The 12,797-nt window shown below is 62.4% G+C and carries 14 protein-coding genes and 1 pseudogene; 6 read left to right on the top strand and 9 right to left on the bottom strand.

The annotated features are described in order from the left end of the window. The first annotated feature begins 72 nt into the window (after positions 1 to 72). The gene (locus OKW41_RS03280; RefSeq protein ID WP_429444648.1) at positions 73 to 792 is read left to right on the top strand and encodes an SDR family oxidoreductase; all 720 of its coding nucleotides are present in this window, start codon (positions 73 to 75) and stop codon (positions 790 to 792) included. 23 nt (positions 793 to 815) lie between these two features. Here OKW41_RS03280 and OKW41_RS03275 read toward each other — a convergent pair whose 3' ends face one another. The 3 genes from OKW41_RS03275 to OKW41_RS03265 all read right to left on the bottom strand — a co-directional run bounded on the left by OKW41_RS03275 (position 816) and on the right by OKW41_RS03265 (position 4,237). Beyond that, on the bottom strand, positions 816 to 2,225 hold the full coding sequence (locus OKW41_RS03275; protein ID WP_429571573.1) for a DHA2 family efflux MFS transporter permease subunit: 1,410 nt from the start codon (positions 2,223 to 2,225) through the stop codon (positions 816 to 818). A gap of 55 nt (positions 2,226 to 2,280) precedes the next feature. Further along, the gene (locus tag OKW41_RS03270) at positions 2,281 to 3,543 is read right to left on the bottom strand and encodes a multidrug effflux MFS transporter (protein WP_429571572.1); all 1,263 of its coding nucleotides are present in this window, start codon (positions 3,541 to 3,543) and stop codon (positions 2,281 to 2,283) included. Positions 3,544 to 3,730: 187 nt separating this feature from the next. Further along, positions 3,731 to 4,237: a hypothetical protein gene (locus tag OKW41_RS03265; RefSeq protein WP_429571571.1), complete on the bottom strand. Its 507-nt coding sequence runs from the start codon at positions 4,235 to 4,237 to the stop codon at positions 3,731 to 3,733. Between OKW41_RS03265 and OKW41_RS03260 the strand changes: the two genes are divergently transcribed. Continuing rightward, positions 4,160 to 5,035 carry a LysR family transcriptional regulator gene (locus tag OKW41_RS03260; protein WP_429573340.1) on the top strand — a complete coding sequence of 292 codons (876 nt, stop codon included), beginning with the start codon at positions 4,160 to 4,162 and terminating at the stop codon, positions 5,033 to 5,035. The genes OKW41_RS03265 and OKW41_RS03260 overlap by 78 nt on opposite strands. A gap of 131 nt (positions 5,036 to 5,166) precedes the next feature. Here OKW41_RS03260 and OKW41_RS03255 read toward each other — a convergent pair whose 3' ends face one another. Genes OKW41_RS03255 through metC form a run of 5 tightly spaced genes read right to left on the bottom strand, consistent with a single transcriptional unit; the run spans position 5,167 to position 8,630 of the window. Then, entirely contained in the window at positions 5,167 to 5,937 is a 771-nt protein-coding gene (locus OKW41_RS03255) for an amino acid ABC transporter ATP-binding protein (protein WP_429571570.1), read from the bottom strand. Further along, a complete protein-coding gene (locus OKW41_RS03250) occupies positions 5,934 to 6,254 on the bottom strand; it encodes an ABC transporter permease subunit (RefSeq protein WP_429571569.1) in 321 nt (106 codons plus the stop codon). Before OKW41_RS03250 ends, OKW41_RS03255 begins: the two co-directional genes overlap by 4 nt. A 29-nt stretch (positions 6,255 to 6,283) precedes the next feature. Then, on the bottom strand, positions 6,284 to 6,586 hold the full coding sequence (locus OKW41_RS03245) for an ABC transporter permease subunit (RefSeq protein ID WP_429571568.1): 303 nt from the start codon (positions 6,584 to 6,586) through the stop codon (positions 6,284 to 6,286). A gap of 2 nt (positions 6,587 to 6,588) precedes the next feature. After that, positions 6,589 to 7,428 carry an ABC transporter substrate-binding protein gene (locus OKW41_RS03240; protein ID WP_429571567.1) on the bottom strand — a complete coding sequence of 280 codons (840 nt, stop codon included), beginning with the start codon at positions 7,426 to 7,428 and terminating at the stop codon, positions 6,589 to 6,591. Positions 7,429 to 7,466: 38 nt separating this feature from the next. Then, the gene (gene metC / locus OKW41_RS03235; protein WP_429571566.1) at positions 7,467 to 8,630 is read right to left on the bottom strand and encodes a cystathionine beta-lyase; all 1,164 of its coding nucleotides are present in this window, start codon (positions 8,628 to 8,630) and stop codon (positions 7,467 to 7,469) included. A 100-nt stretch (positions 8,631 to 8,730) separates the two neighbouring features. On the opposite strand from metC, the pseudogene OKW41_RS03230 reads away from it, so the two are divergent. Both OKW41_RS03230 and OKW41_RS03225 read left to right on the top strand, forming a co-directional pair. Beyond that, positions 8,731 to 8,853: pseudogene (locus OKW41_RS03230) on the top strand (LysR family transcriptional regulator); the annotation flags it as partial. Beyond that, positions 8,854 to 9,519 carry a LysR substrate-binding domain-containing protein gene (locus OKW41_RS03225; RefSeq protein ID WP_429573339.1) on the top strand — a complete coding sequence of 222 codons (666 nt, stop codon included), beginning with the start codon at positions 8,854 to 8,856 and terminating at the stop codon, positions 9,517 to 9,519. It abuts the pseudogene before it with no gap. 349 nt (positions 9,520 to 9,868) lie between these two features. Here the strand turns inward: OKW41_RS03225 and OKW41_RS03220 are convergent, their stop codons facing one another. Beyond that, positions 9,869 to 10,852: an aldo/keto reductase gene (locus OKW41_RS03220; protein ID WP_429571565.1), complete on the bottom strand. Its 984-nt coding sequence runs from the start codon at positions 10,850 to 10,852 to the stop codon at positions 9,869 to 9,871. 164 nt (positions 10,853 to 11,016) lie between these two features. On the opposite strand from OKW41_RS03220, the gene OKW41_RS03215 reads away from it, so the two are divergent. Both OKW41_RS03215 and OKW41_RS03210 read left to right on the top strand, forming a co-directional pair. Beyond that, complete coding sequence (locus tag OKW41_RS03215; protein ID WP_429571564.1) at positions 11,017 to 12,009, top strand: LysR substrate-binding domain-containing protein; 993 nt, start codon at positions 11,017 to 11,019, stop codon at positions 12,007 to 12,009. Positions 12,010 to 12,129: 120 nt separating this feature from the next. Continuing rightward, positions 12,130 to 12,729 carry a cytochrome b gene (locus OKW41_RS03210; RefSeq protein WP_429571563.1) on the top strand — a complete coding sequence of 200 codons (600 nt, stop codon included), beginning with the start codon at positions 12,130 to 12,132 and terminating at the stop codon, positions 12,727 to 12,729. Positions 12,730 to 12,797 lie beyond the last annotated feature (68 nt).

Here is a 12,797-nt window from a genome sequence, read left to right as displayed (position 1 = left end):
GATTTGAGTGATGGGCTCGCACCGCGCATTCTACTGCCACGGGGTCTTCCGTTCACACTCAGGAGCAATGACATGGACTGGCAAAATCAGAAGGTCGTGGTGCTAGGTGGCTCGTCGGGCATTGGGCTCGCGCTGGTGAAGCGGCTCGTGACGGCTGGCGCGAGCGTCGTCGCGGTGGGGCGCGACCGCGCCAAACTGGACGATGCGCTGATTGGCATCGGTGGACAGGTGACAGGCGAGGCGCTCGATTGCGCCGATCGCGCGGCGCTCGGACACTTCTTCGGCGGGCTCGGCCGGATCGATCATCTGGTGATGACGCTGTCGGGCGGCGAAGGCGCGGGGCCGTTTGCCGAACTGGATCTGGCCGCGCTGCGGCGTGGCTTCGAGGCCAAGTTCTGGCCGCAGCTCGAAGCCGCGCAGACCGCGCTACCCACGCTGCGTCGCGATGGCAGCCTGACGTTTCTGACCGCGATTTCGGCGCGCATCGCGAATCCGGGCACGGCGGGTCTGGGTGCGATCAACGGCGCGCTCGAAAGCATGATCGGCACGCTGGCGCGCGAGCTTGCGCCGCTGCGCGTGAACGCGGTGTCGCCGGGTGTTATCGATACGCCGTGGTGGGACAGATTTCCCGCGAGCGTGAAGAGTGAGCTGTTTCGGCAGCAGAGCGAAACGCTACCGGTGCGGCGCGTCGGGCAGGCCGACGATGTCGCGCACGCGCTGCAGTTTCTGCTGGAGAACACGTTTATGACGGGGGCGGTGATCGAGTGTGACGGCGGCTTGCGGCTACTGTGAAGCACGGGCGCGGGAATGCGTGGTCAGGCGTTCTTCGCCCGCTGAACGCGAACCGGCAGAAACATCGCCACCGCGAAGCACAATAAATGCAGGCCGGCCAGCAGCACGAACGTCGGCAGAAAGCGGCCGGGCTGTGCACCCGAAACACCGTGCAACGTCGACGCTATCACCATCGAAAGCAGCGTCGTCGCGAACGGACCGCCCACTCTCTGCGCGATGTTCAACGCAGTATTCGCAACCGCCAGCCTTTCTCTCCCGATCGACGAATACGCGGCCGAGATCGACGGCACGCTGATCGTCCCCTGACCGACGCCCGCAAAGAACAGACCGACCGCGGCCCATCCGGCGGAGAACGAATCAACGCTCAGCCACAGAAACCCGAGCGTGCTCAGAAACGCCAGCAGTGCGCCGCCCGCCGCGAGCGCGCGGCAGCCGAGCCGCTCGGTCAACCATCCGAGCAACGGAAACGAGCACATCATGCCGACGCCGGTTGCCGCGAGCAGGCCGCCCGCGTGCGCGGCCGACAAACCGCAGCCCGCGATCAGAAAAAGCGGCACTGCGAGCTGCCGTCCATACATGATTCCGTTCGCGAAGAACTGCGCGAGTGCGGCGACCGAGAACGTACGTGTCGCAAACATGCGCACGTCGATCAGCGCGGTATGGCCATTGCGCGCCGCGTACAGCACGAAGCCGGCGAGAAAGGCGACGCCCGCGAGCAGACACGCCAAGCCCACCGCTCGTGGCGCGTCCTGAAGTCCATAGACAAGCGCGACGAGCCCAGGGGAGATCAACGCAAAGCCGGTGAAATCGAACGGTCGCTTTTGCGACTCGGCGGCATCGCGCGGCAGCAGCAACACCGCCATCGCGACGCCGAAAGCGCCCACCGGAACATTGATGAAGAACAGCCAGGGCCAGCTCGCGTGCGCGAGCACGAGGCCGGCCAGCACCGGGCCGAGAATCGGACTGAGCAGAATGGGTAGCGCGGTGTAGCCCATCACCCGCTCGAGGTTCTTGCCGGCCACGCGTCCGATCATCATTTGTGCCATCGGCACGAGCACACCGGCAACGAGGCCCTGGAAGATGCGCGCGCCGATCAGCTCGCCGATCGTCTGCGCCGCGCCGCACAGCATCGACGCTATCGTGAACGTCGAAAAGCAGAACAGGTACAGCCGCTTCGCGCCGATGCGGTCGACCAGCCAGCCGTTGAGCGGCAACATCAACGCCATCGCGAGCAGGTAACCGCTGACGATCCACTGCGCGGTAGCGATCGACGCATCGAGCGTATGGCCGATCGCCGACAGCGACACGTTGACCAGCGTCGAGTCCATCTGCGACATGAACGAGCCGATCGACACGACCGCCGCGACTTTCCACATGGTCGGATCGATCCGCGTGGAAGCGGATGCGGAGGCGTGCTCGCGCATGCCGTTCATCGGTCCGCGCGTGTACAGATGAAGGTCTGGCGTTCGGTCGAGCTCATGTGCCGGCTCACGCTGCCTTGCCGCTCGCGGTCGCCGCGGCCGCAGGCTGTACCTGCTCAAGATGGCGCAGGAGCTTCGTCACCATCACGACGACGACGAACGCGAGGACCACGAAGAACAGCGCGAGCGGTGTGAGCACCTGCACCGACACGAAGCCGGCCAACCCCATCATCGCCGACGACACCAGCAGCAGCGCGCAGCCGAGAATCGCGCTCGTCAGACCCGCGATGTGCGGGAACAGCGAGTTGCCCTTTGCCATCAGCGTCGGATACATCGCGCCGGCGCAGAAGCCCATCACGAGCACAGGCGTCGCGAGCGTCCACACGCGCAGACCGACCGTCAGCGCGAGCAGCAGCATCGCAAGCGACGCGGCCGCCATCAGCCGTGCGCCGATGCGCAGCCGCTGCTCGGCGCTCGGCAGACCCGGACCGTGCAGGCGATTCGACAGACCGCCAAGAAAGTACATCATGCCGATGCCGAGCGCGAGGTAGCCGAAGAAGGTCGGCGGCTTGTGCAGCGTGGTCTGCACCATGAACGGCCCGACGATGTTGAACACGAGCAGGATGCTGTAGCACAGACCCTGCGCGAGGAAGCAGCTCTGGAACACGGGGCTCGCGAGCACTTTGCGCGCGTTCGCGGTCAGCGTGCGCGGTTCGAGATGGACGGGCTTCGGCAAGGTCTCGCGATAACGCCATAGCAGCGCCCACATCACCAGCGAATAGATCAGCAAAAACACGAGGCACGCGCGCCAGCCGAACGCGGTCTGCAAATGCGCGCCGATCACCGGCGCGACGATCGGCGCGAGCCCCCACGCGATTGCCATGTACGTGAACGCATGCAGCAAGGCCTGACCCGCGAACGAATCGGTGATGATCGCCTTCGCCAGCAGGTTCGTGCTCGCGATGCCGAAGCCCTGCAATGCGCGGGCGAGGATGAACGTCTCGAGATTGGGCGCCGCGAGCGACAGCAGGCAGCCGACCGTGTAGACCGTCAGACCGAACGCGAGCACGCGCTTGCGGCCATACGCGTCGGCGATCGGACCGAAGATCAGCTGACCGAACGCGTAGGCGGCCATGTAGCCGGTGACGCTGGTCTGGATCGCCTGCGGCGAGGTGCCGAAGTAGCGCGCCATCGCGGGCAGCGCGGGCACGTAGATGTCGATGGCGAGCTGTCCGGCGGACGCGAACAGGCAGATCAGGAATAGCAGGAAGCGCGGCGAGTTCGGGGCGGAGTCGGCGGAAGCGGGGTGGTCGGCGGTGGCGTGGCTCATGGGTGCATCGAAAGGGAACACTGGCGGCGCGGGCATCGGTGCGTTCGGATATCGAACGGAAAAGGCGCGAATGCCCCCGGCATTATCGCCGGGTATTGTGCCCGTGGTATGGCAGGAAGTGGGATAGTCCCTGGCGGGGGTGTGGGATGGCGCGGCCGACGAGCGCGCTATCCCGCCGCAACGAGGCTCATTTCGCGCAGTCCTCGATCGAGCGCAGCAACGCGCCCTGGTCTGCCGGGTCCTGGAAGAACGCGACGAAGCTCGCATGCTCGTCGTTTGCGATGCGGCCGGAGCAGTCCTTGCCTTTGAGCGGGGGGCGAGACGCCGTCCAGATCATCGCCATCACGGCGAAAGCCAGCACGACGCCTGTAAAGACGAGCCCGAGCAGTAACGACCTGGCGTCGTCCGATATTGCGTCTAGCCGATGCGAAGCCTCCCGCGGCTCGCAACTTCTGGTTGAGGGTGAGTTCATGCCAATGGCCCCGATGGTGAGCGTTGAAAAAACCAGCGCCACCATCTTCCGTCTGCACGTAAGATTGGAAAAGTTGAGTTTACTGACCGCGTGATTCAGCTTTTCTGACCAATGCCATTCCGATTCCCATTCCGATGAGAGAAAATCAGTCTCGACCGCCTGCGCACCCTTGTCGTCGTCGCCGACCTCGGCTCTTTCGCCGAGGCCGCTCGCGTTCTGCATCTCGCGCCGCCCACGGTCAGTCTGCATATCGCGGATCTCGAAAGCCGCGTCGGCGCGCCGCTGTTGTCGCGCAAACGCGGTCAGGTGCGGGCCTCGGCGATCGGCGAGACGCTGGTGGCCTATGCGCGTCAGATGCTGGCCAATGCCGAGCAGGCACTGGAGGACGTGCGGCGACAGGTGGAAGGGCTCGGCGGACGGGTTCGGCTCGGCGCTTCCACCGCGGCCATCGCGAATCTGCTGCCGCAGGCGTTGGAACGACTGGCCGCCGGGCATCCCGGCATCGATGTGCAAATCGCCGTGCTGACTTCGCACGAAACGCTGACGCGACTCGCCCAGGAGTCGCTCGACGTGGGCATCGTGGCGCTGCCGCAAGCGCCGCTACGAGGGCTATCGATCGAAACATGGCGCCGCGATCCGGTGGTCGCGTTCATGCCGGCCGGGTGGACGTGTCCAGCTCGCATCACGCCGCAATGGATCGCCGCGAAGCCGCTGATTCTGAACGACGCGACCACGCGGCTTTCGCGTTTGACGACGGAATGGTTCAGCGCGGCGGGGCAGCACCCCACGCCGCGCATCCAGCTCAACTACTCGGATGCGATCAAGAGTCTCGTTGCAGCGGGATACGGCGCCGCGCTGCTGCCGCAGGAACCGAGCCGCTCGTCGGCCGACGAGCGCATCGTCACACGTGCGCTGCGCCCTGCGTTATGGCGACAGCTGGGCCTGGCCTTTCGCGCGGGTACCGTGGAGCGTCCGACTCAGTATGTGCTCGACGTATTGCGGAGTTTGCGGTTGAGCTAGCGGGCTGTGTTACGTCGCCGACGCTTTCCGCCTCTCCTGCTCCTCGCGATAAAGCACGAACTCTTCCGCCAACGCTTTTGCAACGGAAGCCCTACGCGTGATTCAAGGCGGTGTCGCGGCGTACTCAATACTCAGGTCTCGATCAGATGCAGAAACTGCCTTACCCGTGAACTGCTGCCTTCACCAAAGAAGGCTTGCGGTGTCGTGTCTTCGGCAACCACGCCGCCATCCATAAAAACAACCCGATCCGCTACATCTCGCGCAAACCGCACTTCGTGCGTGACGATCAGCATCGTCATGCCCGCTTTGGCAACGTCGCGCATGACGGTCAGGACATCCTCCCGCAGCGCTGGATCGAGAGCAGACGTGGGCTCGTCGAACAAGATGACCTCTGGATCCATCGCGAGCGCCCGCGCGATCGCTACGCGCTGCTTCTGACCGCCGGACAGCCGTGCCGGATATTCGTTGGCTTTTGCGGCCAGGCCAACCCGTGTCAGCAGGTGAATTGCGCGCTCCGACGCTTGCGCACGAGGGACACTCTTGACGCTGACCGGACCTTCCATCACGTTTTCCAGTGCTGTCCTGTGCGGAAAGAGGTTGAACGACTGGAATACCATCGCGGTGCGCTGGCGGATCGCGCGGATCTTCTTCTGATTCTGGCGTGACGGTTTTGACAAACCGTTGCATTCGACATCAATGCCGCATACTGTCACGCTGCCGGCATCCGGTACCTCGAGGAAGTTCAGTGAGCGCAGCAGCGTGGTCTTGCCCGACCCGGAGGGACCCATTACAACGACAACCTCGCCTTTCGATACGCTGAAATCGACGCCGCGCAAGACCTGGTTGTCGCCAAATGCCTTCGAAAGTCCACGGACTTCAATCGACCTGATATCAGTATTCATACAAAACGCCTCGAAATGCGATTCTCGAGGACGGTCTGGACTATCGTGAGAATCTGGTTGATGCCCCAGTAGATCAGGCCGACCATCAGGAACATTTCCATGTAGCGGAAGGTGGAGGCGCCGACCTGGTCGGCGACGCGGGTCAGTTCTACCACCGTAATTGTCGAAGCGAGGGATGTATCTTTGATTAGTGCAATCATGCGGCTGCCGACAGGCGGAATGGCGATGCGTAGTCCTTGGGGAAGAATAACCCGCGACATGGCTTTCCAGTAACCCATGCCCAGCGACATCGCAGCTTCCCACTGGCCCTTGTCCACCGCGTTGATGCCGGAACGGAAGTTCTCGCTCAGATACGCGGCCGGGAAAACAGCGTGAGCGCGAGGAGCGCGGCGGGAACCGGTTCAAGTGTCAGACCGTACCGGGGCAAACCGAAATAGATCAGCAGTATCTGCACGAGCAGCGGCGTGCCACGGAAGATGGATACATATGCGAATGCGAACGCGCGTAGTGCACCTATGCTGGAGATACGAGCCAAGGCGACCAGCAACCCTAGCGTCGAACCGAGCACAAACGACAACAAACCGAGAAAGAGTGTCATCAGCACCGCACTCTTTAACAGCGGAAGCGAGCGCATGAAAAGCTCGATCATGACTACTCCTTGTGCGCCTTCGCTTTGGTGATCGTGCCGGGCATATCGTAATCCCGCCCGACCCACTTCCTGGCAATGGCCTCGATCGTCCCGTCAGCCATCATTTCTGCAATGGCCTTATCGACCGCTGTGAGCAGGGCGGGCTGGTCTTTCATCAACGCCGGCGCTGATAGCTGGTAGATCAAGGGTTCGCCCACTTCCTTGACCGGTAAATGGTTGACGTTGGCGTACTTCATGCCGCCGAAGTGCGAAATGATCACCGCGTCGATGCGTCCATTGCCCAGATCGCTGAAGACGAGTCCCCCGTTATCGTACGAACGGATGTCGGAGTCATGCAGGTGTGCTCGTGCCCATGTTTCATTGCTCGAGCCAGTGACCACTCCCACTCGCTTGCCTTTAAGGGTTTCCTTGCCCTTAATGTCTGTGTTGCCGGCAGGTACGAAAATGCGGAAATCCTCCACGCCGTATGGATCACCGAAATCAACCTGTTGTTGCCGTTCAGGTGTAGGTGTGAGATCGTTCATCACAAGGTCGTACTTGCCCGTCTTCAACCCTTCCACGAAGTTCTTGAACGAATCGGCGACGAATACTACGTTCGGCACGCCAATGCGCTTGCCGACTTCCTTTGCAATTGCAACGTCATAGCCGACAGGTTGATTATTTTCGTCAAGCATGCTCCATGGGGGACTACTCTGGGTGTTGGCCACGCGCAATGTGCCATTCGCCTTCATCTGCGCGAGAAGATCCGCTGCCTGCACAGTAGCGGGTGAACTGAATGCCGCGCAAAGCGTCACGAAACTCGCTATCGTGACAAGGCGTCCCCATCCCTTGATTGATTTCATCTCGTACTCACTCATCCAGGTAAATTGAATTGAAAAATCTACGCGGCGGTTGCTCGGGCGCGTCCGAATGCGTCAAGACCGGCATTCAGATCCGCAAGCAGCATCGCCGGGTCCTCCAACCCGATCGAAAGGCGCACGATAGGCTGGTCGGTAAGCGGGAACGCACGCTCGGCCTGCAACGGGGCCGGGTAGTAGGCAGCGAGGCTATGCACGCCTCCCCAGCTCGCCCCGATGGGGAAATACTGGAGCGTATCGAAGAATGCGTTGAACGCGTCCTCCGCCGCGGGCTGGAGGATCAGGGAGAAGAGACACCCGCTGCTCGCAAAATCCCGCTTCCAGATGGCATGACCGGCATCGGACTGCAGTGCCGGGAACAGCACCTTGCTCACTTCCGGGTGACGTTCGAGTTCCCTCGCAATCTGCAGCGTTGAGGCGCTCTGGGCGGCGAAGCGGACCTTCAGGGTTTGCAGGCCGCGCATGACGAGGAAGCAGTCATCAGGGCTGGTCTGCTGGCCGAGAACGCTCTGCGTCTCGCGCAAGGTCGCGTAGTAATCCGCGTCGTTCATGCTGATGCAGCCCACCAGTAGATCCGAATGACCACCAAAAAATTTCGTTGCGGCTTCGACGCTGAAATCCACACCATGTTCGAGCGGTTTGAAAGCGAGCGGGCTTGCCCAGGTGTTGTCCATCATCGTCAATACGCCGTGACGTTTCGCGACTTCGACGATCGCCGGAATGTCGGGCATCTCCATCGTCACCGTCCCCGGCGACTCCATGCAGATCATGCGGGTGTTGGGCTTGATGTACTTTTGAATCGCAGTCCCGATTGCCGGCGGATACAGTTCGACCTCGACGTCGAAGTGTGCCAGCCACTTATGCGCGAATGTCTTGAGCGCGCCGTAGCAGGCAGCGGACACCAGCAGGTGATCGCCGCCGCGCACGAAGCCCATCACGGTCGTCATCAGCGCGGATTGACCGGAAGGCGTCACCACGCAATGCGCGCCACCTTCGAGCTCGGCGATGCGGTGCTCCAGTTCACGAGCCGTTGGCGTTCCGGTGATGCCATAGCTGTAACCGTCCGGTTGCCGCTCCTTGCGGCGCGAAAACTCGGCCAGAGAATCGAATACAACCGTCGATGCCCGTATGACGGATGGGGACAGGCTGCGGAACGGCTGCGGCGCTTTCTGGGGATTGCTTGTCATCTTGCTCCCGGTGATGCCTCGTGGTGGATTGATGATCGAAGTTTACTTTCACCCGGGATTGCATCAACATCGGAAATAATTAGACCAATAAGTCTAGGTTATGCGGATCAGGGATATTGAAGTGTTCAGGGCGGTCATGAACGCAGGAAGCACGAGCAAGGCGGCGGCCCTGCTCGGCATTTCGCAACCGGCTGTCAGTCAGGCCATCAGGCGTCTGGAAACCATGGCGGACTTCGGCCTGTTCGAGCGGATACGCAGCCGGCTCGTTCCCACCCAGGAAGCCGTCGCCCTGATGCGTGAGGTTGACCAGTACTTTCGCGGATTTGAGGTCATCGAGCATCGAATCCGTAGTTTGCGGTCCTACGGATTGGGCCGGATGGCGATCGCCTCTCTGCCGGCACTGGGCACAGGCTTTCTGCCACGTGTCATTGCGGCGTTCGATGCCCCGTCCAGAAACGTGCAAATTTCGCTACAGGTGATGAGTTCGCGCGAAGTGCATGAGAAGGTCTCGGCTGGACAGGTGGATTTCGGCCTGATGTCCGACGAGATGTCGATGGCCGGCCTCGAACACTCGGTGTTCGCGCGTATGCGGGCTGTCGCAGTGATGAACTCACATCATCCTTTGGCCACGCGTGCTGTCATCGCTGTTGCGGACCTGCCTGAATTTCCTTTCATCGCGTTGAATCCCGAAGACAGCACCAGGCTACGCCTGGACACGCAACTCACGGCACGCGAAATCCGTCTCAAACCGGTCGTCGAGACGCCGTATTCGCACACGATCTGCGAACTGGCGCTCGCGGGAGTCGGTATAGGAATCGCTCATCCGCTCGTGACGTTGGACTTCGCAGAGCGGGGACTCGTCGTGAAGCCGATCGACACATCGAGGTAATGTTCACAGGAGTGCTGGTGTTTCGCCCTGGTACCCCACTCACGGAAACCGCGAGGCAGTTCATGCGGCACATGAGAATGCAGCTCGAACGTGACCAGAAGGCGCTAAAAAGGGCGCTGGCGAATTGATCGGATAGAAATCGGACACGCTTGATCGCTACATCGCGCCTGGCCTCGTCACGTTCGACACCGCGTTCGAGCGACGGCTCGAACGCGCGCAAGCGCAAGGTGAACTCGATGCTGCCGCGAGTCCCGCGCTGATCTGCGGGACGCCAGCCAGAACATAGGCCAAAACACCAGCTAAAAGGCGGCGCAAGTCTCACGACTAAGGCGCCGCGACCGCGCATCGCCTAGCGGTTGATGAACTGCTGCAGTTGCGCCGGATAGCGCTCGCCCGTCACCTTGATCTGCTCGAGCGCCGCTTCGATGTCGGCGAGATCCGCCGGCGACAGCACGACGCTCGCGGCGCCGACGTTCTCCTCGAGGCGCGGCAGCTTCGTCGTGCCGGGAATCGGCACGATCCACGGCTTTTGCGCGAGCAGCCACGCGAGTGCGATTTGCGCGCGTGTCGTGCCTTTGCCGTTCGCGATCCGGCCAAGTACGTCGACGAGCGCCGCATTGGCCTTGCGGTTTTCTTCCGAGAAGCGCGGCACGATATTGCGGAAATCGCTCTTGTCGAAGGTCGTGCGTTCGTCGATCGTGCCGGTCAGAAAGCCTTTGCCGAGCGGGCTGAACGGCACGAAGCCGATGCCGAGTTCTTCGAGGGTCGGCAGCACGCTTGCTTCGGGCTCGCGCCACCACAGCGAATACTCGCTTTGCAGCGCCGCGACGGGCTGCACCGCGTGCGCGCGGCGGATCGACTCCACGCTCGCTTCGGACAGGCCCAAGTGCCCGACCTTGCCCGCGGCGATCAGATCTTTCACCGCGCCGGCAACATCTTCGATCGGCACGTTCGGATCAACCCGATGCTGATAGAACAGATCGATGCGGTCGGTTTTCAGGCGCTTGAGCGCGGCATCGGCGACGGCGCGAATGTTTTCCGGGCGGCTGTCGAGCCCCTTTTTCGTGTCGCCGTCACGAAAGCCGAACTTGGTCGCGATCACCACCTGATCGCGAAACGGCGCGATCGCCTCACCGACCAGTTCCTCGTTCACGAACGGGCCATAGGCTTCCGCGGTATCGAAGAACGTGACACCGTGCTCGAAGGCCGCGCGGATCAGTTCGATGCCGGCCGATTTTTCCGTAGCGGGGCCGTAGCCGAAGCTCAGGCCCATGCATCCGAGGCCGAGTGCGGATACTTCAAGGCCGCTTTTGCCGAGTTGACGTGTTTGCATACGATGCTCCAGTTGACGCGCCGAACCCCGGCCGCTGCCGGGACCACGACGCTTGGGATGCGGGACGAGCCACGCAGGTCGTGGCACTGGAAGCGAGTGTAGGTTGCTGTGCGTGACTCAACAATATCTCTATACTTGCATGAGGTATTGAATCGAATTCACAAATGCCCAATTCCAGGCCGCCACGCGCGGGCCTCGCCGAACTGACCGCCTTCATCACGATCGCCGAGCAGCGCAGCTTCAGCGCGGCCGCGCGCGTGCTCGGGCTGTCGCCGTCGGCGTTGAGTCACGCGATGCGCAACATGGAATCGCGGCTCGACGTGCGGCTTTTCAATCGCACCACGCGCTCGGTCGCCTTGACGGAAGCCGGCGAGCAATTGCTACGACGCGTGCGTCCGGCGCTCGCGGACCTCGACGACGCGGTGGTGGAAGTCACGGCCGCGCGCAACCGGCCGTCGGGCACGATCCGGATCAGCGCTTCGGAGGCGTCCGCGAAACAGCTCGTGCAGCACGTGCTGCCGGATTTCTTCGCGCGCTATCCGGAGATTCACGTCGAGTTCGTGGTCGATTCGAGGCTCGTCGATATCGTCGCCGAAGGACTCGATGCGGGCATCCGCGTGCTCGAAGACGTGCCGCGCGACATGATCGCGATCCGCTTCGGGCGCGATATGCGTCTCGCGGCGGTGGCGTCGCCCGAGTATCTCGCGCGTCATCCCGCGCCCACGGCGCCGCACGATCTGATGCTGCACCGTTGCATTCGCTTTCGCTTTGAAAGCGGCACGCTGTATCGCTGGGACATCACGCATCGCGGCAAGAGCGTGAGCATCGACGTCGATGGGCCGATGACGCTCGGCAATCTGAACCTGATGGTCGAAGCGGCGTTGGCCGGGATCGGCATCGCCTGGGTGCCGCTCGACCATGTAGCCGAACATGTCGCGAGCGGCCGGCTCGTGCAACTACTGCCGGAGTGGAGCCCGACGTTCGCGGGCTTGTGCCTGTACTACCCGGCCAACCGTCATCCGCCGAGCGCGCTGCGTCTGTTCGCCGAGGCGGTGCGCGCGTGGGGCGAGCGGCAGTTGAGCGATGAGCGGGACAAGGAGGCGCGGCGTCGCGTGAAACGAGGCGGTGCCCGCAATCCAAAGCCCGAAACAAACTGAAACACGCAGGTTGAGCGCTTTGCGGAATAAAACGGCACAGTTGGGCGTTTGCCTGATACCGGTAGCGTCGATTTTCAAACAACTTTCGCGGCATTCATCGCCCTCGCGAACGGAACAACCATGAACACCCAAGCGAATTCCCTGACCGATTCGACCGATGCCTCTCGCCGGCCACGCTATACGCGCACCGCGATGACGCTGCACTGGCTGATCGCGTTGCTGATGTGCGTCAATGTCGTGCTCGCTCTGTCCGCTGATTCGCTGCCCGACGACTGGGTGCGTCCGGTGATCGACACACACAAATCGATCGGCATCACGGTGCTCGGGCTCGCGCTGCTGCGCATCCTGTGGCGCGTGTCGCACAAGCCGCCGCCGTTGCCGCGCGAGTTTCCGTCGTGGGAAAAGATTGTCGCGCACCTCGCGCACTTCGCGCTGTATTTGCTGATGATTGCGTTGCCGCTGTCCGGCTGGCTGCACGATTCCGCGTGGAAAGACGCGGCCACGCATCCGATGCAGTGGTTCGGCCTGTTCCAATGGCCGCGCTTCGGCTATGTGATGCATCTCGACCCGACACTGAAAGAGACGTTGCACGATCGCTTCGGCGCGCTGCATGCGTGGCTCGGTTATGCGCTCTATGCGTTGCTGGCGATGCATATCGGCGGCGCGCTCAAGCATGAGTGGCTCGATCGCAAATCGGTGTTGAAGCGCATGACGCCGTGAAGCCGCGGCGTGTTTTTGATGGCGCGCGAACACAGCTTCGCCAACTAACCGCAACCCAGCTGAACCTG

This window comes from Paraburkholderia sp. UCT70, assembly GCF_050434085.1.
In the GTDB taxonomy this organism is placed as follows: Bacteria; Pseudomonadota; Gammaproteobacteria; order Burkholderiales; family Burkholderiaceae; genus Paraburkholderia; species Paraburkholderia tuberum.
The sequence above is the reverse complement of the archived record's forward strand: the minus strand, read 5'-3'. Positions and strand labels throughout refer to the sequence as shown.